Source organism: Roseibium sp., from assembly GCF_965276855.1.
GTDB lineage: Bacteria > Pseudomonadota > Alphaproteobacteria > Rhizobiales > Stappiaceae > Roseibium.
Window position 1 is genome coordinate 2,261,840 of record NZ_OZ255700.1, and the last position, 20,543, is coordinate 2,282,382.

At 57.6% G+C, this 20,543-nt stretch carries 21 protein-coding genes; 9 read left to right on the forward strand and 12 right to left on the reverse strand.

Annotated features, from left to right (window positions below):
* The first annotated feature begins 109 nt into the window (after positions 1-109).
* The 6 genes from ACQY4Z_RS10340 to ACQY4Z_RS10365 all read left to right on the forward strand — a co-directional run bounded on the left by ACQY4Z_RS10340 (position 110) and on the right by ACQY4Z_RS10365 (position 5,009).
* On the forward strand, positions 110-1,105 hold the full coding sequence (locus ACQY4Z_RS10340) for an NAD(P)H-dependent flavin oxidoreductase (protein ID WP_428528976.1): 996 nt from the start codon (positions 110-112) through the stop codon (positions 1,103-1,105).
* Between the two features lie 17 nt (positions 1,106-1,122).
* Entirely contained in the window at positions 1,123-1,905 is a 783-nt protein-coding gene (locus ACQY4Z_RS10345; protein ID WP_428528978.1) for an enoyl-CoA hydratase/isomerase family protein, read from the forward strand.
* Positions 1,902-2,393, forward strand: coding sequence for a winged helix-turn-helix transcriptional regulator (locus tag ACQY4Z_RS10350; protein ID WP_428528980.1), 492 nt, complete (start codon positions 1,902-1,904; stop codon positions 2,391-2,393). Before ACQY4Z_RS10345 ends, ACQY4Z_RS10350 begins: the two co-directional genes overlap by 4 nt.
* An 8-nt stretch (positions 2,394-2,401) precedes the next feature.
* Positions 2,402-3,286: a haloalkane dehalogenase gene (locus ACQY4Z_RS10355; protein WP_428528982.1), complete on the forward strand. Its 885-nt coding sequence runs from the start codon at positions 2,402-2,404 to the stop codon at positions 3,284-3,286.
* 87 nt (positions 3,287-3,373) lie between these two features.
* Positions 3,374-4,018, forward strand: coding sequence for an NADPH-dependent FMN reductase (locus tag ACQY4Z_RS10360; RefSeq protein WP_428528984.1), 645 nt, complete (start codon positions 3,374-3,376; stop codon positions 4,016-4,018).
* Between the two features lie 100 nt (positions 4,019-4,118).
* On the forward strand, positions 4,119-5,009 hold the full coding sequence (locus tag ACQY4Z_RS10365; RefSeq protein ID WP_428528986.1) for a DUF5996 family protein: 891 nt from the start codon (positions 4,119-4,121) through the stop codon (positions 5,007-5,009).
* Positions 5,010-5,020: 11 nt separating this feature from the next.
* On the opposite strand, the gene ACQY4Z_RS10370 is transcribed toward ACQY4Z_RS10365, so the two are convergent.
* Positions 5,021-5,443, reverse strand: a complete 423-nt coding sequence (locus ACQY4Z_RS10370) for a MerR family transcriptional regulator (protein WP_428528988.1) — start codon at positions 5,441-5,443, stop codon at positions 5,021-5,023.
* A gap of 74 nt (positions 5,444-5,517) precedes the next feature.
* Here ACQY4Z_RS10370 and ACQY4Z_RS10375 point away from each other — a divergent pair, with 74 nt between their 5' ends.
* Positions 5,518-6,186 carry a cation transporter gene (locus ACQY4Z_RS10375; RefSeq protein ID WP_428528990.1) on the forward strand — a complete coding sequence of 223 codons (669 nt, stop codon included), beginning with the start codon at positions 5,518-5,520 and terminating at the stop codon, positions 6,184-6,186.
* 57 nt (positions 6,187-6,243) lie between these two features.
* Here the strand turns inward: ACQY4Z_RS10375 and ACQY4Z_RS10380 are convergent, their stop codons facing one another.
* Both ACQY4Z_RS10380 and ACQY4Z_RS10385 read right to left on the reverse strand, forming a co-directional pair.
* Positions 6,244-6,477: a hypothetical protein gene (locus tag ACQY4Z_RS10380; protein WP_306148074.1), complete on the reverse strand. Its 234-nt coding sequence runs from the start codon at positions 6,475-6,477 to the stop codon at positions 6,244-6,246.
* Between the two features lie 114 nt (positions 6,478-6,591).
* Positions 6,592-7,170, reverse strand: coding sequence for a hypothetical protein (locus ACQY4Z_RS10385; protein ID WP_428528992.1), 579 nt, complete (start codon positions 7,168-7,170; stop codon positions 6,592-6,594).
* Between ACQY4Z_RS10385 and ACQY4Z_RS10390 the strand changes: the two genes are divergently transcribed.
* On the forward strand, positions 7,169-7,675 hold the full coding sequence (locus tag ACQY4Z_RS10390) for a GNAT family N-acetyltransferase (protein ID WP_428528994.1): 507 nt from the start codon (positions 7,169-7,171) through the stop codon (positions 7,673-7,675). The two genes, ACQY4Z_RS10385 and ACQY4Z_RS10390, sit on opposite strands and share 2 nt — an antisense overlap.
* Positions 7,676-7,682: 7 nt before the next feature.
* Here ACQY4Z_RS10390 and ACQY4Z_RS10395 read toward each other — a convergent pair whose 3' ends face one another.
* Complete coding sequence (locus ACQY4Z_RS10395) at positions 7,683-8,636, reverse strand: tyrosine recombinase XerC (RefSeq protein ID WP_428528996.1); 954 nt, start codon at positions 8,634-8,636, stop codon at positions 7,683-7,685.
* 77 nt (positions 8,637-8,713) lie between these two features.
* Positions 8,714-9,595, reverse strand: coding sequence for a LysR family transcriptional regulator (locus ACQY4Z_RS10400; RefSeq protein ID WP_428528998.1), 882 nt, complete (start codon positions 9,593-9,595; stop codon positions 8,714-8,716).
* Positions 9,596-9,714: 119 nt separating this feature from the next.
* Between ACQY4Z_RS10400 and ACQY4Z_RS10405 the strand changes: the two genes are divergently transcribed.
* Entirely contained in the window at positions 9,715-10,284 is a 570-nt protein-coding gene (locus tag ACQY4Z_RS10405; protein WP_428529000.1) for an NADPH-dependent FMN reductase, read from the forward strand.
* A gap of 75 nt (positions 10,285-10,359) precedes the next feature.
* On the opposite strand, the gene lpdA is transcribed toward ACQY4Z_RS10405, so the two are convergent.
* From lpdA to mdh, 7 genes are all read right to left on the reverse strand, one after another.
* Positions 10,360-11,763: a dihydrolipoyl dehydrogenase gene (gene lpdA, locus ACQY4Z_RS10410; protein ID WP_428529002.1), complete on the reverse strand. Its 1,404-nt coding sequence runs from the start codon at positions 11,761-11,763 to the stop codon at positions 10,360-10,362.
* Positions 11,764-11,869: 106 nt separating this feature from the next.
* Positions 11,870-12,484 (reverse strand): LysE family translocator, encoded by a 615-nt coding sequence (locus tag ACQY4Z_RS10415; protein ID WP_008188814.1) that lies wholly within the window; start codon positions 12,482-12,484, stop codon positions 11,870-11,872.
* Between the two features lie 40 nt (positions 12,485-12,524).
* Positions 12,525-14,051 carry a 2-oxoglutarate dehydrogenase complex dihydrolipoyllysine-residue succinyltransferase gene (gene odhB, locus ACQY4Z_RS10420; protein WP_428529004.1) on the reverse strand — a complete coding sequence of 509 codons (1,527 nt, stop codon included), beginning with the start codon at positions 14,049-14,051 and terminating at the stop codon, positions 12,525-12,527.
* A gap of 63 nt (positions 14,052-14,114) precedes the next feature.
* Positions 14,115-17,102 (reverse strand): 2-oxoglutarate dehydrogenase E1 component, encoded by a 2,988-nt coding sequence (locus ACQY4Z_RS10425; RefSeq protein ID WP_428529006.1) that lies wholly within the window; start codon positions 17,100-17,102, stop codon positions 14,115-14,117.
* A 220-nt stretch (positions 17,103-17,322) separates the two neighbouring features.
* Positions 17,323-18,231, reverse strand: a complete 909-nt coding sequence (gene sucD, locus ACQY4Z_RS10430; RefSeq protein ID WP_209172144.1) for a succinate--CoA ligase subunit alpha — start codon at positions 18,229-18,231, stop codon at positions 17,323-17,325.
* Positions 18,232-19,431, reverse strand: a complete 1,200-nt coding sequence (sucC, locus tag ACQY4Z_RS10435) for an ADP-forming succinate--CoA ligase subunit beta (protein ID WP_428529008.1) — start codon at positions 19,429-19,431, stop codon at positions 18,232-18,234.
* Between the two features lie 71 nt (positions 19,432-19,502).
* Complete coding sequence (gene mdh / locus ACQY4Z_RS10440) at positions 19,503-20,465, reverse strand: malate dehydrogenase (RefSeq protein WP_428529010.1); 963 nt, start codon at positions 20,463-20,465, stop codon at positions 19,503-19,505.
* Between the last annotated feature and the right edge of the window lie 78 nt (positions 20,466-20,543).

Below are 20,543 nucleotides of genomic sequence, written 5' to 3' on the forward strand. Positions count from 1 at the left end.
TTGCGCCCTGGCAAAAACAGAGATAGCTTCGATTATGAAAGCTATTTCCAGAACGCCGGAGGGAGCCGGTCGCCTGCGAAATATGGCATGGACAACGGAGGACCCTTTCATGAAAACGCGGATTACCGAGCTCTTTGGCATTGAACATCCGATCATTCAGGGCGGCATGCACTATGTCGGTTTTGCAGAGCTCGCGGCGGCTGTTTCAAATGCTGGCGGGCTTGGAACGATCACGGGTCTAACTCAAAAGACACCGGAAGCCCTTGCCAACGAGATCGCCAAATGCCGGGATCTCACCGACAAGCCGTTTGCGGTGAACCTGACCTTTTTGCCGACGGTGAACGCACCTGACTATCCAGGCTATGTGAAGGCGATCATTCAAGGCGGGGTCAAGGTGGTGGAAACCGCTGGCCGCAATCCGCAACAGGTGATGCCCTACCTGAAAGACGCGGGCATCAAGGTGATCCACAAATGCACCTCCGTACGGCATTCCCTGAAAGCCCAGTCCATTGGCTGTGATGCGGTCTCGGTGGATGGCTTTGAGTGCGGCGGCCACCCGGGCGAAGACGACATTCCGAACATGATCCTTTTGCCGCGCGCCGCAGATGAGCTGGAAATCCCCTTTGTGTCCTCCGGCGGCATGGCCGATGCCCGCAGTCTTGTCGCCTCGCTCGCCATGGGTGCGGAAGGCATGAACATGGGCACGCGCTTCATCGCCACGAAGGAAGCGCCGGTGCATCAAAGGGTCAAGGACGCGATTGTGGCCGCCTCCGAACTCGACACCCGTCTGGTCATGCGCCCGCTGCGCAACACGGAACGCGTCCTCAACAATGCCGCAGTGGAGCGTTTGCTGGAGAAGGAAAAGAGCCTCGGCGACGATCTGAAATTCGAGGACATCATCGAGGAAGTCGCGGGCGTCTATCCGAAGATCATGATGGACGGCGACATGGATGCCGGAGCCTGGTCCTGCGGGATGGTGGCCGGTCTGATAGATGACATTCCGACCTGCAAGGAGCTGATCGACCGGATCATGAGTGAAGCCGATGCCCTCATCCGCCAGCGGCTGGAAGGCATGGTGGGCAGCGTTGCCGTCGCAGCTGAATAAGCGTCAGGGAGAAAGAGATGGACTATCAAACGATCCTCTGGAGCCACGAAAACGGCGTTGTCGAGATCACCATGAACCGGCCAGACAACGCCAATGCGCTGAGTGCCCGCATGTCGGATGAACTCTTCGATGCGGCTTGCCGGTGCGAGGCAGAGGGTGCGCGCGCGGTCATCCTCACCGGATCCGGCCGTATGTTCAACGCGGGCGGCGACTTGCAGGAATTTGATTACGCAGAGGACAAGGCCGATCATGTCACCCGCATGGCGACAATCCTACATGCGGCCCTTTCCAGGTTCTCGCATATGGACGCACCGGTGATCACGGCGGTGAACGGTTCGGCCGGTGGCGGCGGATTTTCCATCGCGATTTCCGGCGATATCATTCTGGCCTCCGAAAAGGCCAAGTTCGTCTCCGCCTACACGGCCTCCGCGCTGACACCCGACGGGTCGTCGTCCTATTACCTTGCCAAGCACATTGGTTTGCTGCGGGCGAAGGAGCTGATGCTGACCAACCGGGTTCTGACCGCCAAGGAAGCCTGCGAGTGGGGGCTGGTGACACGTGTGGTCGCCCCGGATGATTTGATGGCAGAAGCGCGCAAGCTCGCCGCCGACTTTGCCAAGGGACCGACTAAGGCCTATGGCGGCGTCAAACGCCTTCTACAAACCGCGTATTCCGAAGGGCTGGAAACCCAGCTCGACAAGGAAAGCCGGTCGATTGCCGCCATGATGAAAACCCATGACGGCGCGCATGGGATCGCCTCGTTCCTTGCCAAGAAAACACCAGAGTACAAGGGCAAATGAGCCGCGCTCCGATTGAAGACGACTGCGGCATTGGCCAGGCGCTGAACATTGTTGGCGAATGGCGCACGCTGCTCGTCCTGCGCAATCTCTTCAACGGCATGCGCACCTTTGATGCCATGCAGTCGCACCTCGGAATTTCGTCGAGCGTGCTGGCGGCCCGCCTCAAGACCTTGAGCGAAGCGGGCATCGTGGAGAAGCGCCCCTTGCCGGAGGATGGCCGGTCCCATGAATACCGGCTGACGGACAAGGGACTGGACCTTTATCCGGTCCTCGTTGCCTTGCTGCATTGGGGGGAGAAATGGACCCCCAACGGCCGGGGACCGCGCATGACGCTCACAGAACGGGCAACCGGTCTGCCGGTCCGCGACATGGCGGTGACGGCCCAGGACGGGCGGCCGCTTGGGCCCCGGGAGGTCACACCCGTGCCGGGCCCCGGCGCGAGCGACTATACCCGCGTCCTGACGGCCCGCTGGGCAAACAAGAGGTAGGAAACCGCATGACATCCGACTGGGCAGCTGCAAAGAAAAAGATCAGCGTCGAAGGCCATGACATGGCCTATGTGGAGCGCGGGCAAGGGCGGCCGATTGTCTTTCTCCATGGCAATCCGACTTCCTCCGTTCTGTGGCGGGACGTAATCCCGGCATGCGAACATCTCGGGCGCTGCATTGCGCCGGATCTGATCGGCATGGGCGACAGCGCCAAACTGCCGAACCCAGGACCAGACACCTACACTTTCCAGACCCACCGGCGTTTTCTGGAAGGGTTTCTGGCAGCCGTCGGTGTCGACAAGAACGCCATTTTCGTTATTCACGACTGGGGCTCTGCGCTCGGCTTCGACTGGGCGAACAGGCACCGGGATGCGGTTGCGGGCATCGCCTACATGGAAGGCATCGTGAAGCCGCTGGCGGATTGGTCTGAGTTCAATCCGGACGCGGCGCCGATCTTTCAAGGATTTCGATCCGAAAAAGGTGAAGAGCTGATTCTCGAGCGCAATCTTTTCGTCGACCGTGTTCTGCCCGGCTCGATCCTGCGCGACTTGAGCGCCGACGAACAAGCCGAATACCGGCGGCCGTTTCAAAACCGGGACGACCGCTGGCCGACCCTGACATGGCCACGCCAAATCCCGATAGGCGGCGAGCCGGCAGACGTTTCCCAAATCGCTTCGAACTATGCAGCCTGGATGGCGGAGAATGATTTGCCCAAACTGTTCATCAATGCAGATCCCGGCGCAATCCTGATCGGTGCCCCACGCGACTTCTGCCGGACCTGGAAAAACCAGCAAGAGGTGACTGTCAAGGGAAGCCACTTCATCCAGGAAGACAGTGGTGCAGAAATTGGCCGCGCTGTCGCGGGTTGGCTTGAAGATGCTGTTGGCTCGTAGCCTTACATCGAAGATCCAACAATTTCCTGTTCACGGTTGCGAGTATCCCGCATTCTTCGACTCTCCTGGATCAGTTTGGGGTAGACCATGAAAATATTGGTTTTTCTGGGGTCAGTGCGACAGAGCACGCCGCCAAGGCCAGCGCGGCTTGGTGAGCGGGTGGCCGAAGCCTGCGGGGCGCATCTTGAGCGGGCCGGGATCGACGTCGAGATCATTGATCCGCTTAACCTCGCGCCTCAATCGGTGTTCAAGCCCCATTTCGCCTATGCGGCCGGGCGGGCGCCCGAAGCGCTTGAAGCCCTGTCGGACAAGATCAAGGACGCGGACGGCTATGTGATGGTCTCGCCGGAATACAATCATTCCATGAGCCCGGCGCTTGCGGATCTTCTCAATCATTTCGGTAGTTCCAGTTTTTCTTTCAAGCCGAGCGCAATCGCGACGTATTCCGCGGGTCAATGGGGCGGCGCTCGGGCGGCCGTCAACATGCGCACCTATTTGAGCGAGCTCGGCTGTCTTCCGGTTTCCGCCATGATCCATGTGCCGAAAGCGCAGGATGTATTTGATGAAAAAGGCCGCTACCTTGAAGGTGTCGATGCCGACCAATGGGACGGGTACATTGGCCGCACCCTTCGCCAGCTGACCTGGTGGGCGGAGGCCGCGAATCGCCAACGCCAGCAGGCGATAGCAACAGAGGCGTTTGATAGGGATCCGTCGCAGCGCAACGCGCCCTGATTTTCAGGTGGAACCGGCTGGGCTTGGCGCGTCACGCGCCTATATGGCGGTTAGGAAGGGCTTCCAACACCATTACCTAAGTTAATTTCAGGAGATCGGCATGCTGCCCGCACTTCCCTATCTGGACTGGTCGGAAACGAAGGATACGCTGCATCTCTTCTTGCAGATGATCGGAAAGATCCGCCTGAAGGTCCATCCGAAACTGAATCACTGGTGGCATGTGACGCTCTATCCGCATGTGCGCGGCCTGACCACCGGGCGCATTCCATATGGCACCAGCGGCTTTGAAATTCTCTATGACATGCTTGATCACACAGTGACCATCAGCCGGAACGATGGCGAAAGCGCATGGTTTTCAGCTCCAGGTCTCACTGTTGCTGAATTTTATGAAGCGCTTTTCTCCCGGCTTGAGCAGCTGGGCATCTCAGTGAAGATCGTTGCCGTTCCCTACGACAACAAATCTAAGGTGCCCTTTCCGGAGGACACCGCGCCGCGCGCTTACGACCGAAAGGCCGTTTCCAATTTCTGGCGCGTGCTCTGCTCGATCTCCAGCGTCTTTGAAACTTACCGCTCGGGATTTGTCGGCAAACAGACACCGGTTCAGCTCTACTGGCATTCCTTCGACCTGGTCGTAACCCGGTTCTCCGGGCGGGCACATCCTTTGGAAGGCGGCACACAGTCCGATCGCGAGGCCTACTCCCACGAGGTGATTTCAATCGGGTTCTGGCCCGGAGATGATAGCTTTCCCGAAGCCGCGTTTTATGGCTATGCCTATCCGGAACCGCAGGGCATGAACCAGATTAACCTGCAACCAGCTGACGCCTTCTGGGCTGAAAAGAACGGTGGTGCACTGGCGATCCTGAAATATGAGGATGCCCGCGCGGCCGCCGATCCGGCAGCGGCGATCCTGTCATTCCTCAACAGTGTCTATGACGGTGCGGCAGTCAAGGCCGATTGGCCTGTTGAGGATCTCACCCATCAGCACAGCTGATTTCTTCGCGATCACTTGTGATCTGACAAACACAGATCATGATCGCCGAAGGCTTTCAAAATGTTGCAATCGGCGGCCGGGTGCTCGCCGGTGCAGCTTCCGCTGATCCGGGCTAGTTCCTTTTCCAGTTTTTTCAAATGCGCAATGCGCGCGCGGATGGCTTGGAGTTGCTCAGCCGCAATTCGGTTTGCGTTGCTGCAAGGCTGGTCCGGATGCAGGCTGAGGTCAATCAGTTCCCGGATGGCCTCCATCGGCAAACCAAGATCCCGGCAGTGTTTTAAGAACCGAAGCCGGTCGAGATCCCGCTCCTGGTAGCGTCGCTGATTGCCCTCTGTGCGTATCGGGGCCTCGATGAGCCCTTCTTTTTCGTAGTAGCGGATTGTCGGAACCTTCACGCCTGTCGCCTTTGACAGTTCTCCAATTGAAAAATCCATAAAACCCTCTTGAACCTCTAGCCGCTATAGGGATTACACAGAACCAAGAGATAAAAATCAAGGAGTTCAGTTCAATGGCCGGATGTTGCGGATCGAACGCAAAATTCGACGGGGTGTCCCAGGATTACAAACGGCGGCTGTGGTTGGTGATCGCCCTGAATGCCACCATGTTTGTCGTGGAGATGGCCGCCGGACATGCGGCGCGGTCTCAGGCGCTACAGGCCGATGCGCTCGACTTTTTCGGTGATGCGATCACCTATGGGATTTCGCTGGCCGTCATCGGGGCGTCCTTGAAGACCCGCGCGATCGCTGCCCTGTTCAAGGGGGGAAGTTTGTTGCTGATGGGCCTTTGGGTCGGCGGATCGACCGCTTATCAGTTTCTTGTCCTTGGAACTCCAAAAGCTGAAATCATGGGGGCCATTGGGTTCCTGGCCCTGGCTGTAAACCTGATCAGTGTTCTGGTCCTGGTACGCTACAAGGATGGTGATGCAAATGTCCGCTCAGTCTGGCTCTGCTCCCGCAACGATGCGATCGGCAACGTCGCAGTCATGCTGGCGGCGCTTGGGGTCTGGGGAACGGCGACCGGTTGGCCGGATCTCATCGTCGCCGGGCTGATGGCGAGCCTCTTCATCAATTCCGCGGTGCAAATCCTCAAACAGGCGGTTGCAGAGTACAGGCACACGGACATTGAGACCGGCTCGGACCACGAACATGGCAATGCACCTGACGGTGTTGTCCGCTAACCATAAAAAAACCCGCTGCCATGGCAGCGGGTGCTTTGGAGCATTGAGTGCTGTCGTTTATTCCGCTGGTTCCTCAGTCTCAGCTTCCGGAACTGTCATTTCCTGAAGGACTTGATCGCTGAGGTCATTTGTAGCGATCGAGATATCGGTGTCGATCTCAGGTGCCACAGTCGTTTCGGCAACGGTCATGTCTTTCGCTTTTGCGGTCTTGCCCCAAGAGCAGGCATGGGCCGGGGCAAGTGCGAAAGTGCTGACCGCAAGGGCCGCGATACCAGTAGTTAATAGACGCATAGTCTGTTCCCTCTGTTTGCTCGTGCAATCCCTTTACGTAACCTAGCGTAACTCAGATCGAAGTGATGACCAAGAAAAACCTTCCAGCTGTTTATGCCAGAGTTAAGATCCAAACTATTTGCGGCGGAGATTGTAAACTTTTGTTTCGTTTGGCTCAGACAAGTCATTCAGGATATTGACAACACGGACGTCGAGCAAATCCCCAAAGGCTTTTAAAGTCATATCCTTACTACTCAAAAACCCGATCAACAGGACCCGCACGGCACCATCGGAGCGGAGTTCCCCCTTGGTCCATCCCCACTTGCAGTCACGGGGGATACAGGAGGTAAACGCCCGAGCGCGAACAAATACCTGTTCATTTTCGCATCGGCTTTCTACCTCAACCCGGCTGATTTCCTTGGGAGCCGCGTCCGGATTGACCCACACACCGTCCTCCGGAATCGGACAGTAAATTCTTTCGGTTCCTGATCCCGTTTGTGCCTGTGCAGGCAAAGATAAGACCGCCAATCCGGCCACGAAAGCGACGGCTAAAAGCGTTCCTTGCATCCTGCTCCTCCGCTCCATGATGCGTTGCGCTTGCTTCAGTGCAAGACGGTGTTTATCACAACGGCCTTGTCCGAAACGTTTCCAGTCATTCCGTTTCGCCCCACTCCATGATGCCGGGTCTGGCCTGCCAATCAAGTGGAATGCCATGCACAGTCTTAAAAGCCCGCGTTTTTTATTGCGGCCACCGTCTGCCGACGATCTGCCTGTCTACCAAGAGTTCTTTTTTGACCGAAAAGCTTCCAGCTTTTACGGCGGTCCTCTGCGCGCCGACCAAATCTGGCGGGTCTTGGCCAGTCATCTTGGGCATTGGCTCTTGCGCGATTACGGCATTTGGATGATTGCACCCCGTGAGGGTGGATCAGCTTTTGGCGGATGCGGTTTTGTCTGGCCGGAAGGCTGGCCCCGCCGAGAACTCACTTGGTGGCTTTTGCCTAAGGCACGAGGTCAAGGCGTGGCCATCGAAGCCTCACATGCTGCAATCCGGCATGCCTACCTCGGCTATGGTTGGCCCCTTGTGGAAACGCACATGGACGACGACAATTTCGCGGCCCGGAAATTGGTTGCAAAACTTGGTGGAGAGATCATAGCTCGCGAAGCGTTTCCGGATGGCAAGTCCCGCAATGTTTATCGTTTGCCTCAACCAACGGAATAGCACGGGATCACCGCCGCGGATGCGCCTTGTCATAGGCCGCCAGCAAATGAGCGCTGTCGATCTCGGTATAGATCTGGGTGGACGCCAGGCTCGCGTGACCGAGCAGTTCCTGAATGGTCCGTAAATCTCCCCCACCTGCGAGAAGATGGGTCGCGAACGAATGCCGAAGGGCGTGAGGTGTGGCGGATTCAGGAAGACCAAGTGCGCCGCGCAGTTTGGCCATGGACAACTGGATCATCCGCGGATTGAGCGGACCGCCGCGCGCCCCGAGAAACAACGTACCGTCTGGTGAGATCGCATAAGGGCAGAGCTTTATGTAGTGAGCCACCGCCTCACACACAGCCGGCAGGATTGGCACGATCCGCTCTTTACGGCCCTTGCCGACAATTCGCATAGACTTCGTACCTGGCTGCGGGGCCATCTTGCCGGTCAGTGACAGTGCTTCGGAAATACGCAGTCCGCATCCATACAACAGCGTCAGAACAGCTGCATTGCGCGCCTCCACCCAAGCCTCTGTTTCCATCGCGAGATCACCGCTGGTGATGTCGATGGCATCCTTTGCAGACACCGGTTTGGGCAAGGAACGCGATTGACGTGGTGGCCGGACGGCATCCGAGGCGGCTGCGTTGATCTCCCCCCGGCGTTCCAGGAATTTCAGGAACGAGCGGATGCCAGCCAGGCCGCGTGCCAGCGAGCGGCTTTGGACCTTGTTGCGGCGGCGCTGTGCCAAAAATCCGCGAAAATCTGCCGGACGCAAGTCAGCAATATCTTTAGTGCCCGGCGCACCACCCAAATGATCTGTCAGAAATCGCAAGAACTGGCGGAGATCGCGCTCATAAGCGATCAAAGTCTTGTCGGACAAGCGCCGCTCGTCTGACAAATGGTCCAGCCACTTGGCGATCCGGTCATTCAGATCCGGTTTGGCCGTGACAAGCAGAGAATCGGATGCACTGTGAGACATGTACCCAGACTAGTGAAAACTCCCGATCGTTTCGTTAATCCGGCAGCGGGCTGCCCGGCTTAGTTGAAGAATATCCTTTAGAACCAATCGCCGGTCCGCCGCAGATGTTCCAACTCCTTCAAAAACGCCTGCACTTTCGCCGAGCGGTGCAGATCGACATGGGTGACCATCCACATCATCGAGAGCCAATCCGGATCCGGGGGAACAATTTCGACCAGGTCCCCGCGTTCAAGAGCGGCCAAACGTGGCAGAAACCCAATTCCATTACCGCAGAGAACAGCTTCCGCCAGTGTGCCCATCGAGTTGGAACGGAATGCAATACACTCAGCCGGGACATTTTCGTGCAGCCAACGCTGGAACCCTGCCCTCGTGTTCGGATCCACGGTTCCGGCGAACCGGTGCTTTGGGAAGTCAGTTGCCCCGTTGGGCAGGCCATACCGGTCAATGTAGATTTGATGGGCGAACAGACCGATTTCAATTCGTTCAAACTCCCGAACCACATTGTCCGGGTTTTCCGGCCGGCCGCCTGCACGAAACGCGACATGGGCCTCGCCATACTCCAAGCGCAGGAGGCTGTCGCTAACCATGAACCGGATGGTAAGGCCCGGGTGCTTGTCGCCAAAGGCCCGTAAGATCGGCATCAGTGTTGGCGCATAGGTCGCGATGGACGTCACGATGAAGTCGCCCCTCAGCGCATCTCCCTGCCCTTGCGCCTTGCGATGTAATTCCTCGAACTGCTCGTCAGCGGTATCGGCAATGCGAAGCAGTTCGCGCCCGAGATCGGTTGGCGTAAAGCCCTTTGCATGGCGCTGAAACAGTTTGCCACCAAGCGCTGCCTCTAGAGTGTCGACGTGGCGGTTGATGGTCGCCCGGTGAACGCCGAGCGATTCGGCGGCAGCGCTTACGGTCCCCAAACGCGCAACACGCGCGGCTGTTCGAATCTCGGTCCAGTGCTGCATGATCTTATGTCACATTTTCGCGCATTAGATGCGGATCTCGATATCTTCAAAGCAAATATACAACATACTAGATTGGGTTCAACACGATGACAGTGGGACATCACCAAAGAGGTTGAGCCATGAAAATCCTAGCATTCGCAGCAACAAACAGCCGCCAATCCATCAACAAGCAGGTGGTTCAAGCCGCAAGCAACATCATCACCTCTGATCTGGATCCAAATGCGGAGATCGAGATCATCGATCTGAACGACTACGAGATGCCGATTTATAGCATTGACCGGGAAACCGAGGGCGGCATTCCAGAAGAAGCCAAACAGTTCCATGAAAAGATCGGTGCTGCAGATGCTCTGATTGTTTCTTACGCCGAACACAACGGCACATATACCGCCGCCTTCAAGAACGTGTTCGACTGGGCCTCCCGCATCAACATGAAGGTCTTTCAGGACAAGCCGCAAGTTGCTTTGTCCGCGTCCATGGGGCCGGGCGGTGCTGCCAGCGTCCTGAAATCAGCGGTCGGGTCGGCGGGCTTCTTTGGAGCCGACATTCGGGGCAGCCTCTCGATCGGGCCGTTCACCGAGAAGTTCGACACTGAAGCGGGTAAACTGGCCGATGAGAACCTGGAGCACTCCTTGCGCGAAATCCTGTCGGATCTGGTATCTGCTGCGCAAGGCGCCAAGCGCGCCGCCTAAACATCGTCAAGACAAAACCTTAAAAAAAACCCGGGCGCTTGCCCGGGCTTTTTGATTTCAAACTTTCCAGACCTCTTAGGAATGGATCGGCTTGGCGAATGCCCCCATGGCGGCTTCCTTGACGGCTTCCGACATGGTCGGGTGCGCATGACACGTACGGCCGAGGTCTTCCGCGGACCCGCCGAATTCCATGACAACGCAGGCTTCGTGGATCATTTCACCGGCACCAAAGCCGACGATGTGCACACCGAGCACCTGATCGGTTTTTGCGTCGGACAGAACCTTGGCAAAGCCGTCGGTCGCGTTCATGGCTCGCGCGCGGCCATTGGCCGTAAAGTTGAACTTGCCGGTCTTGTACTCAACACCAGCCGCCTTCAACTCCTCTTCCGTCTTGCCGACAGAGGCGACTTCCGGCTGGGTGTAAACAACACCCGGAATGACGTCGTAGTTCACATGGCCAGCCTGGCCTGCGAGGATCTCGGCAACCGCAACACCTTCATCCTCGGCCTTGTGCGCGAGCATCGGTCCGACGACCACATCGCCGATTGCGTAGATGCCGTCGACATTGGTCTTGTAATGATTGTCGATCTGAACCCGGCCACGGTCATCGACAACAACGCCGGCCTGATCAAGACCAAGACCTTCCGTGTACGCGCGGCGGCCAATGGCAACCAGGACGATATCGGCTTCAAGAACTTCCGCATCGCCGCCAGCTGCGGGCTCAACGGAAACCGCAAGGCCTTTGCCCTTCTTCTCAACGCCCGTGACCTTGGAAGACAGCTTGAACGCCATGCCTTGTTTTTTCAAGATCCGCTGGAAGTTCTTGGAAATGTCGCCATCCATGGGCCCAAGGATTTTCGGCATGAATTCGACAACGGTGACTTCAGCGCCGAGGCGGTTCCAGACGGACCCGAGTTCCAGCCCGATTACACCGCCGCCGACAACAATCATCTTGCCCGGAACTTTTTCAAGGTCCAGCGCACCGGTGGAGGAGACTATCTGCTTCTCGTCGATTTCCACACCCGGCAGCGGCATCACATCGGAGCCAGTGGCAATCACGATATTCTTCGTTTCGATAACCGATGCCTTGCCGTCGTTGTCGGTGACTTCGACTTTGCCGGCACCCAAGATCTTGCCCATTCCTGTGTGGACGTCGATCTTGTTTTTCTTCATTAGGAAAGAAATGCCGCTGACATTTGCATCAACAACGTCGCTCTTGTGTTTCATCATGCCCGGCAGATCGAGCTTCGGCTTGGCAACCTTGATGCCGAGCTTCTCGAACCCGTGGCCCGCTTCATGGAACATCTCTGATGCATGCAGCAGCGCCTTGGACGGGATACAACCGATGTTTAGGCAGGTACCGCCAAGGGTCGCTTCTTTTTCGACAACGGCTGTCTTCAGGCCGAGCTGAGCCGCCTTGATTGCGCAAACATAGCCGCCCGGGCCGGTTCCAATGACGACAAGATCATATTGGGACATTTGGGTCGCCTTAGCCTCTTTCTCTCTATCCCTTACGGACACTTTTAAAACCGGTTGTCAGAACAGAAACCGGAGAATGAAATTCGAAGGTCTTTCAAAGACCTCATCACTGCTCTGCAAGCGCAAGGCGCAAGCCGAAACCTGCAAAGGCTGTCGCAACAGCGCGGCGCATCCAAAGCATGACCGTATCGCTGCGCAGCACCTTCTCCCCGACGAGTGCCGCAAACATGCCGTAGACGATGAACACCGCGAAGGTCATCGCCATGAACACACCGCCAAGCAAAGCCATATCCAGAGTTGGATTGGCTGCTTGCGGGCTGACAAACTGCGGCAGGAAGGCCAGGAAAAACACGGTTAGCTTCGGGTTCAAGATGTTGATTAAAAACCCTGTGCGAACCGTTGCGATCATGCTTTTACGGTTGGACTTGTCCGCCTTCAACTCCAGCGGACCGCTGTCTTTCAGCGTTTGCCAGGCAAGATAAAGCAGGTACGCCACGCCAGCGTATTTGACCGCCGTAAAGACCAGCGCGCTGGTGTGCATCAGCGCGGCCAGTCCAATGACAGACGCCAGGATTGCCGGAATAATACCCAGCGTGCAGCCGAAGGCGGCAGCGATTGCCGCCTGCCGGCCTTTGCCCAGACCGACCGCCACCGTGTAGACGACCCCGGTTCCAGGGACCAGCACCACGATCAAAGCAGTGATCAAAAACTCCAGGCTCATTGTCCGGCTCCTTTGAGCGTGACAGGAAGACTGGTCCGGATCAGAGATCCAGAACCAGACGCTGCGGATCTTCCAGGCTTTCCTTGACGCGCACCAGGAAGGTCACGGCTTCTTTGCCGTCGACAATCCGGTGGTCATAGGACAGCGCCAGATACATCATCGGGCGGATCACCACTTGACCGTTCACCGCCATCGGGCGCTCCTGGATCTTGTGCATGCCCAGAATACCGGACTGCGGCGCATTCAGGATCGGCGAAGACATCAGCGAACCGTAGACACCGCCGTTGGAGATGGTGAAGGTGCCGCCGGTCATATCGGCCATGCCGAGCTTGCCGTCCCGCGCCTTGCGGCCGAGGTTGCCGATTTCCTGTTCGATCTCGGCAATTGACATCTGGTCCGCATCCCGGACAACCGGAACTACGAGGCCCTTGTCCGTGCCGACGGCAACGCCGATGTGGGCAAAGTTCTTGTAGATGATGTCCGTGCCATCGATCTCGGCATTCACAGCCGGGATCTCTTTCAGCGCATGGGTTACAGCTTTTGTGAAGAAGCCCATGAAGCCGAGCTTCACGCCGTGTTTCTTCTCAAACAGATCCTTGTACTGCTTGCGCAGTTCCATGACCGGGCCCATGTCCACCTCGTTGTAGGTGGTCAGCATGGCTGCGGTGTTTTGGGCGTCCTTCAGGCGGCGCGCGATGGTCTGGCGCAGCTTGGTCATGCGCACGCGCTCTTCGCGGACTTCGTCTTCGGCTGCAACCGGGCCACGGGCAACAGCTGCCGGCGCCGGAGCAGAGGCCGATGTCGCGCCGGAGGCGATGGCGTTGATGACGTCGCCCTTCAGGACCTGACCGCGTTTGCCAGAGCCGGCAACCTGATCACCAGAGAGATTGTTTTCCGCCATCATCTTGGCAGCAGACGGGGCCGGCGGCATGGAGGTGCCAGTGCTCTGTGCTGGAGCGGCAGCTGCCGGAGCCGGAGCACTTGCTGCAGCCGGCGCGGCGGCGGCAGCGCCCGCACCGGACGGATCGATCTGACAGAGCAGAACGCCCGGCTCGACGGTTGCGCCGGTTTCAGCCGCGATCTTGACAACGGTGCCTGCGACTGGAGCTGGAACTTCCTGAGCGGCCTTGTCGGTTTCCAGTTCGACAAGCGTGTCGTCCGCCTTGACGGTATCGCCAACCTTGACGCTCCATTCGCCAACTTCAGCTTCGGTCACGCTCTCGCCCGCGCTTGGGGTGACAACGTCAACGAGCTCAGCTTTGGCCGCCGGAGCTTCTGTCTTGGCAGGAGCCGGCGCGGAAGCCGCCGGTGCGGCAGCTGCAGCGCCTGCACCTTCTGCGATTTGACCAAGCAGAGCGCCAACCTCAACGGTGTCGCCTTCCTTGACCACGATGGATTCCAGTGTGCCGGATGCCGGTGCTGGAACTTCAACGGTTACCTTGTCCGTCTCCAGCTCGACCAGCGGCTCATCCTGATTGATGGCGTCGCCCGGTTTCTTGAACCACTGAGCAATGGTTGCCTCAGATACGGATTCCCCAAGCGTTGGGACGCGAATTTCGGTTGCCATGGTTGCCTTCTCTTAAATTTCCCAGGCCAATTTCGATGAAGGGGGCCACCGCCCCCTTCGTGATCAGTTTCCGAGTGCCTCTTCGAGGAATGCCTGCAGCTGGGCCAAATGCGCGGACATCAAACCCGTAGCCGTGGACGCCATTGCGGCACGGCCTGCATAACGCGGGCGCTTGTGCTTGGCATCGATCTGTTCCAGAACCCACTCGATGTAAGGCTCGACGAAGAACCAGCTGCCCATGTTCTTGGGTTCTTCCTGGCACCAGATCATTTCCGCTTGCGGGAAACGGGCCAGCTCCATCATCAGAGCCTTTTTCGGGAACGGATAGAGCTGCTCGACACGGATCAAGTAGACATCATCGATGCCACGCTTTTCGCGTTCTTCGTAAAGATCGTAGTAAACCTTACCGGAACACATCACGACACGTTTGATCTTGTCGTCAGACACCAGCTTGGTTTCTGCCGCCGGGTTGGATTCCGCATCGTCCCACAGCAAACGGTGGAAGGTGCTGTCCGGCCCAAGTTCCTCGATCTTCGACACCGCTTTCTTGTGACGCAGAAGCGATTTCGGCGTCATAAGGATCAGCGGCTTACGAATATCGCGGCACAGCTGACGGCGCAGGATGTGGAAGTAGTTCGCCGGTGTCGAACAGTTCGCCACCTGCATGTTGTCTTCCGCACACAGCTGTAAGAACCGCTCAAGCCGCGCCGATGAGTGCTCAGGCCCCTGACCTTCGTAGCCATGAGGCAACAGGCAGACCAAACCCGACATACGCAGCCATTTGCGCTCACCAGACGAGATGAACTGATCGAACAGGACCTGCGCACCGTTGGCGAAGTCACCAAACTGTGCTTCCCACAAAGTGAGGGCACGCGGTTCAGCGAGCGAGTAGCCGTATTCAAAACCGAGCACCGCTTCTTCGGAGAGCATCGAGTTGATGACCTCGTAGCGCTGCTGGCCTTCCCCGACATGGTTCAGCGGAATGTAGCGGTTTTCGTTCTCCTGATCATAGAGCACGGAATGCCGTTGCGAGAACGTGCCGCGCTCACAATCCTGACCAGACAAACGAATTGGATGGCCTTCCTTGAGCAAGGTCGCAAATGCCAATGCTTCCGCGGTTGCCCAATCGATGCCCTCACCCGTCTCGATCATCCGCTCACGATTGTTCATGAACCGTGCGATCGTGCGGTGCGCGTTGAAGTCGTCCGGGATTTTGGTCAGTTTGCGGCCGATGTCTTTCAGCTCATCGATCGCAACACCGGTTTCACCACGGCGCGGATCTTCTTCGTCATCCGCCCGTTTTAGTCCGGCCCATTTGCCGTCGAGCCAGTCGGCCTTGTTGGGCTTGAAGGCCTGACCGGAGTCAAACTCAGTGTCCAGATGCGTACGCCAAGCCGCTTTCATGCGGTCGACGTCTTCCTGGCTCATCACACCTTCCTTGATCAGCCGGTCGGAATACAGCTGCAAGGTTGTCTGATGTTTGCGGATCTTGCGGTACATGATCGGCTGCGTGAACGCCGGTTCGTCGCCTTCGTTGTGGCCAAAGCGGCGATAGCAGATCATGTCGATCACAACCGGCCGGCCGAAAGTCTGCCGATATTCGATTGCAATCTTGGCTGCAAAAACAACGGCTTCCGGATCATCCGCATTCACGTGGAAGATCGGTGCCTCGATCACCTTCGCCATATCGGACGGATACGGCGAAGAACGCGAGAAACGCGGGTTCGTCGTAAAGCCGATCTGGTTGTTGATGATCACATGGATCGAACCGCCCGTGCGGTGACCACGCAGTGCGGACAGGCCGAAACACTCGGCAACCACACCCTGACCGGCAAAGGCCGCATCACCGTGAAGCAGAAGCGGCAGAACGGTGCTGCGTTCGACTTCTGTTGTTTCAACAAACGTGCCGTCTTCCTTCGCCGCCAGCTGATCCTGCTTCGCCCGCGCCTTACCAAGAACGACCGGGTTCACGATCTCGAGATGAGACGGGTTGGCTGTCAATGACAAGTGGACGTTGTTGCCATCAAAGTCGCGATCCGAAGATGCGCCAAGGTGATATTTCACATCACCCGACCCTTCCACGTCGTCCGGCGCGTAAGAGCCGCCCTTGAACTCGTGGAACACGGCGCGGTGCGGTTTGCCCATCACCTGGGTCAGCACGTTGAGGCGTCCGCGGTGGGCCATCCCCAGTACGATGTCCTTGAGGCCCATCTGACCGCCGCGCTTGATGATCTGTTCAAGCGCCGGGATCAGTGCTTCACCGCCATCGAGGCCGAAACGTTTGGTGCCGGTGTATTTGACGTCCAGAAACTTTTCGAAACCTTCAGCTTCAACAAGTTTGTTGAGAATCGCCTTCTTGCCTTCAGAGGTGAAAGCAACTTGCTTGTCCGGACCCTCAATGCGCTCCTGCAACCACGACTTTGCCGCCGGATCAGAAATATGCATGAACTCAACGCCCAGCGTCGAGCAATAGGTCCGCTTCAGGATGTCCAGCATCTCGCGGATGGTGGCGTATTCCAGCCCCAGAACATGGTCGATGAAGATCCTGCGGTCCCAATCGGCTTCGGTGAAGCCGTAGGATGAGGGGTGCAGCTCTTCGTGATCCCCGGGCGTCGCAAGTTGCAGCGGATCGAGATCTGCGTGCAAGTGACCGCGCATGCGGTATGCCCGGATCATCATCAGCGCACGGACGGAGTCGCGTGTTGCCTGATGAACTTCGGCATCCGACATTGGTGTGCCGGTCGTATCCGCTTTCTGCTTGAGCTTGGTTTCGAGCTTCTGCTCGATTGGCGCCCAATTGCCGTCAAACGCGTTGACGAGGTCGCCACTGGCTTGCAGCGGCCAGTCTTTCCGTTTCCAGGGCGCGCCGCGGGCTTCTTTCAAAACCGCGTCTTTTTCATCCTGGAATGCCGCGAAGAAATCCCGCCACTCCGGATCAACCGAATTGGGATCAGTCTTATAGCTGGCGTAGAGGTCTTCGATATAGGCTGCGTTGGCGCCGTAAAGCAACGACGTCAGTGCGAATACGTTGTTCGCTTCCTGCCGTGCCATGTTCACTCAGCGGAGGGCTTCTCCGCCCTTATTCTTTGGCGAGCCAAAAAACTGGCCCGCGGCCGGTTCCCTACAAAGACCGATGCGCACCACCGGCCCCTCGAAATATTGGGTGTTTACCCAAAGGTCACGGCACGTTGCCGCGCCGTAACCTATCCTTTCACCATGCAGCAGGAAACGTAAACAGTTTCCGTAATCCGCAGTGGATTTTCTTTTGTATTTAGCCCTTCAACACTTCGAGAAGTGTTTCACCGAGCTTCGCCGGGGACGGAGACACCTTGATACCGGCCTCTTCCATCGCAGCGATCTTGTCTTCAGCGCCGCCTTTACCACCGGAGATCACAGCACCTGCGTGACCCATGGTGCGGCCCGGAGGCGCCGTGCGGCCCGCAATGAAGCCAGCCATCGGCTTCTTGCGGCCTTTCTTGGCTTCGTCCTTCAGGAACTGAGCCGCTTCTTCTTCCGCAGAACCACCGATTTCACCGATCATAATGATCGACTGTGTTTCGTCGTCGGCCAGGAACATTTCCAGGACGTCGATGAATTCGGTGCCTTTGACCGGGTCTCCGCCGATGCCGACAGCCGTTGTCTGGCCGAGGCCTGCGTTAGAGGTCTGGAAGACCGCCTCGTAGGTAAGTGTGCCGGAGCGCGATACAACACCCACGGAACCCTTCTTGAAGATGGAGCCCGGCATGATGCCGATCTTGCACTCTTCAGGGGTCAGGATACCCGGGCAGTTCGGGCCGAGAAGACGGGACTTGGATTTCTCCAGCTTCGCCTTGACCTTGACCATGTCGGCAACCGGAATGCCTTCGGTGATGCAGACGATGAATGGGACTTCCGCATCGATCGCTTCGATGATCGCGGCGCCCGCGCCAGCCGGTGGAACGTAGATCACGGAGGCGTCAGCACCGGTTGCTTCCTTTGCCTCACCTACGGAAGCAAAGATCGGCAGCTCTGCGGCGCCTTCGACGCCGGCAGACCATTTTTCACCACCCTTTTTCGGGTGCACACCGGCCACCATCTTGGTGCCGTAGTACTCAAGAGCCTGTTCTGTGTGGAACGTGCCGGTCTTGCCGGTCAGGCCCTGAACGATAACTTTCGTGTCTTTATTGACGAGGATCGACATTTACGCGCCCCCCTTAACGGCTTTCACGATTTTCTGGGCGGCGTCGTCGAGATCGTCAGCAGCGATCACATTCATTCCGCTTTCGGAAATGATCTTTTTGCCGAGTTCAACGTTCGTACCTTCAAGGCGCACAACGAGAGGCACCTGAAGACCGACTTCAGTGACAGCAGCCAGAACGCCCTCCGCGATGATGTCGCAGCGCATGATGCCGCCGAAGATGTTGACAAGGATACCTTTGACGTTCGGATCAGAGGTGATGATCTTGAATGCAGCCGTCACCTTCTCCTTGGTTGCACCACCACCAACATCGAGGAAGTTGGCAGGCTCTGCACCGTAGAGCTTGATGATATCCATGGTTGCCATGGCAAGGCCGGCGCCGTTGACCATGCAGCCAATGTCACCGTCGAGAGCAACGTATGCGAGATCGTATTTGGACGCTTCAATTTCCTTGGCGTCTTCTTCGGTCTCATCGCGGAGGGCCATGATGTCGTCGTGGCGGAACAGGGCGTTGCCGTCGAAGGACACTTTGGCATCGAGAACGCGCAGGTGGCCGTCTTTCATGACGATCAGCGGGTTAACTTCCAGCAGTGCCATGTCTTTTTCGACAAACGCCTTGTGCAGGATCGGGAAGAGCTTGAAGCCGTCTTCGCGAGCCGCGCCGGTCAATTCGAGAGCATCGCAAAGCTTGGCAGCATCCGCCTCAGTGACACCCGTGTCCGGATCAATCGGAAGCGTGATGATCTTTTCCGGGGTGTCTTCGGCGACAGCTTCAATGTCCATACCGCCTTCGGTGGACACAACGAATGCCGGACGGCCGACGGTGCGGTCAACAAGGATGGAGAGGTAAAGCTCACGCTCAATGTCCGCGCCATCTTCGATGTAGAGACGGTTGACAACCTTGCCAGCTTCCCCGGTCTGGGCTGTCACCAGCGTGTTGCCAAGCATTTCTGCTGCATGCGCTTTAACTTCATCCAAAGAAAAGGCGAGGCGGACACCGCCCTTGGCATCTGCATCCAATTCCTTGAACTTGCCCTTGCCACGGCCACCAGCGTGGATCTGGGATTTGACGACCCAAAGCGGGCCCGGCAGGCTTTTGGCAGCGGCTTCTGCTTCATCGGCAGAAAAGATCGCAACGCCCTCGGCCACTGGTGCACCGAATTCCTTCAGCACGGCCTTGGCCTGGTATTCATGAATGTTCATGTGTTTCCCCCGTTGTCGGAGGACCGCCCCAACACGGGGCGGCCGCTAAAACTCGTCGGCAGGCGCTGATCTTATGCGAGCGCCGGCTGGATCTTTTTGCAGGCCTCAACCAGGCCATCGACAGACGCGACCGACTTTTCAAAGCCCGCTTTTTCGTCGCCCTGCAGGTCGATTTCAATGATGCGCTCAACACCCTCTGCGCCGATCACAACCGGAACACCGACATAGGTATCTTTGAGGCCATACTGACCGTCGAGGGCAGCTGCACATGGCAGAACGCGTTTCTTGTCCTTCAGGTAGCTTTCGGCCATCTGGATCGCGGATGCTGCCGGTGCGTAGAAAGCCGAACCGGTTTTCAGGAGACCAACGATCTCTGCGCCGCCGTCACGGGTGCGCTGAACGATTTCTTCGAGACGCTCAGCTGTGCACCAGCCCATTTTCACCAGATCGGTGAGCGGGATGCCTGCAACAGTAGAATAACGGGTCAGCGGCACCATGGTGTCGCCGTGGCCGCCAAGGACGAATGCGGTAACGTCTTCAACGGAAACATTGAACTCGTCAGCCAGGAAGTAACGGAAGCGGGCGCTGTCCAGAACGCCAGCCATGCCAACGACTTTGTTTTTCGGCAGGCCGGAGAATTTCTGCAGAGCCCAGACCATTGCGTCGAGCGGGTTGGTGATGCAGATGACAAACGCGTTCGGAGCGTATTTGGCAATACCTGCGCCGACCTGCTCCATGACCTTCAGGTTAATTTCCAGAAGATCGTCGCGGCTCATACCCGGCTTGCGCGGCACGCCTGCGGTAACGATGACAACGTCGGAGCCTTCGATGGCTTCGTAGGTGTTGGTTCCTGCCAGCTTGGCATCAAAGCCGTCGACCGGAGAGGACTCTGCTAGATCGAGAGCCTTGCCTTGCGGCATGCCTTCCGCGATGTCGAAGAGAACGATGTCCCCCAGTTCCTTCAAGCCTGCCAGGTGAGCGAGCGTGCCGCCAATCTGACCCGAGCCGATCAAGGCAATCTTGTTCCGCGCCATATCGAAAGTTTCCCTTTACGTAAGATGGAACTCCATGCCATCCGCCGATGACTGACGATGGCACTACTCCCTTTGTTC

What these genes read in the sequence shown, in the direction of transcription:
- ACQY4Z_RS10340 (WP_428528976.1), top strand. Translation starts at nt 110, where the DNA reads ATGAAAACGCGGATTACCGAGCTCTTTGGCATTGAACATCCGATCATT.
- ACQY4Z_RS10345 (WP_428528978.1), top strand. Translation starts at nt 1,123, where the DNA reads ATGGACTATCAAACGATCCTCTGGAGCCACGAAAACGGCGTTGTCGAG.
- ACQY4Z_RS10350 (WP_428528980.1), top strand. Translation starts at nt 1,902, where the DNA reads ATGAGCCGCGCTCCGATTGAAGACGACTGCGGCATTGGCCAGGCGCTG.
- ACQY4Z_RS10355 (WP_428528982.1), top strand. Translation starts at nt 2,402, where the DNA reads ATGACATCCGACTGGGCAGCTGCAAAGAAAAAGATCAGCGTCGAAGGC.
- ACQY4Z_RS10360 (WP_428528984.1), top strand. Translation starts at nt 3,374, where the DNA reads ATGAAAATATTGGTTTTTCTGGGGTCAGTGCGACAGAGCACGCCGCCA.
- ACQY4Z_RS10365 (WP_428528986.1), top strand. Translation starts at nt 4,119, where the DNA reads ATGCTGCCCGCACTTCCCTATCTGGACTGGTCGGAAACGAAGGATACG.
- ACQY4Z_RS10370 (WP_428528988.1), bottom strand. Translation starts at nt 5,443, where the DNA reads ATGGATTTTTCAATTGGAGAACTGTCAAAGGCGACAGGCGTGAAGGTT.
- ACQY4Z_RS10375 (WP_428528990.1), top strand. Translation starts at nt 5,518, where the DNA reads ATGGCCGGATGTTGCGGATCGAACGCAAAATTCGACGGGGTGTCCCAG.
- ACQY4Z_RS10380 (WP_306148074.1), bottom strand. Translation starts at nt 6,477, where the DNA reads ATGCGTCTATTAACTACTGGTATCGCGGCCCTTGCGGTCAGCACTTTC.
- ACQY4Z_RS10390 (WP_428528994.1), top strand. Translation starts at nt 7,169, where the DNA reads ATGCACAGTCTTAAAAGCCCGCGTTTTTTATTGCGGCCACCGTCTGCC.
- ACQY4Z_RS10385 (WP_428528992.1), bottom strand. Translation starts at nt 7,170, where the DNA reads ATGGCATTCCACTTGATTGGCAGGCCAGACCCGGCATCATGGAGTGGG.
- ACQY4Z_RS10395 (WP_428528996.1), bottom strand. Translation starts at nt 8,636, where the DNA reads ATGTCTCACAGTGCATCCGATTCTCTGCTTGTCACGGCCAAACCGGAT.
- ACQY4Z_RS10400 (WP_428528998.1), bottom strand. Translation starts at nt 9,595, where the DNA reads ATGCAGCACTGGACCGAGATTCGAACAGCCGCGCGTGTTGCGCGTTTG.
- ACQY4Z_RS10405 (WP_428529000.1), top strand. Translation starts at nt 9,715, where the DNA reads ATGAAAATCCTAGCATTCGCAGCAACAAACAGCCGCCAATCCATCAAC.
- lpdA (WP_428529002.1), bottom strand. Translation starts at nt 11,763, where the DNA reads ATGTCCCAATATGATCTTGTCGTCATTGGAACCGGCCCGGGCGGCTAT.
- ACQY4Z_RS10415 (WP_008188814.1), bottom strand. Translation starts at nt 12,484, where the DNA reads ATGAGCCTGGAGTTTTTGATCACTGCTTTGATCGTGGTGCTGGTCCCT.
- odhB (WP_428529004.1), bottom strand. Translation starts at nt 14,051, where the DNA reads ATGGCAACCGAAATTCGCGTCCCAACGCTTGGGGAATCCGTATCTGAG.
- ACQY4Z_RS10425 (WP_428529006.1), bottom strand. Translation starts at nt 17,102, where the DNA reads ATGGCACGGCAGGAAGCGAACAACGTATTCGCACTGACGTCGTTGCTT.
- sucD (WP_209172144.1), bottom strand. Translation starts at nt 18,231, where the DNA reads ATGTCGATCCTCGTCAATAAAGACACGAAAGTTATCGTTCAGGGCCTG.
- sucC (WP_428529008.1), bottom strand. Translation starts at nt 19,431, where the DNA reads ATGAACATTCATGAATACCAGGCCAAGGCCGTGCTGAAGGAATTCGGT.
- mdh (WP_428529010.1), bottom strand. Translation starts at nt 20,465, where the DNA reads ATGGCGCGGAACAAGATTGCCTTGATCGGCTCGGGTCAGATTGGCGGC.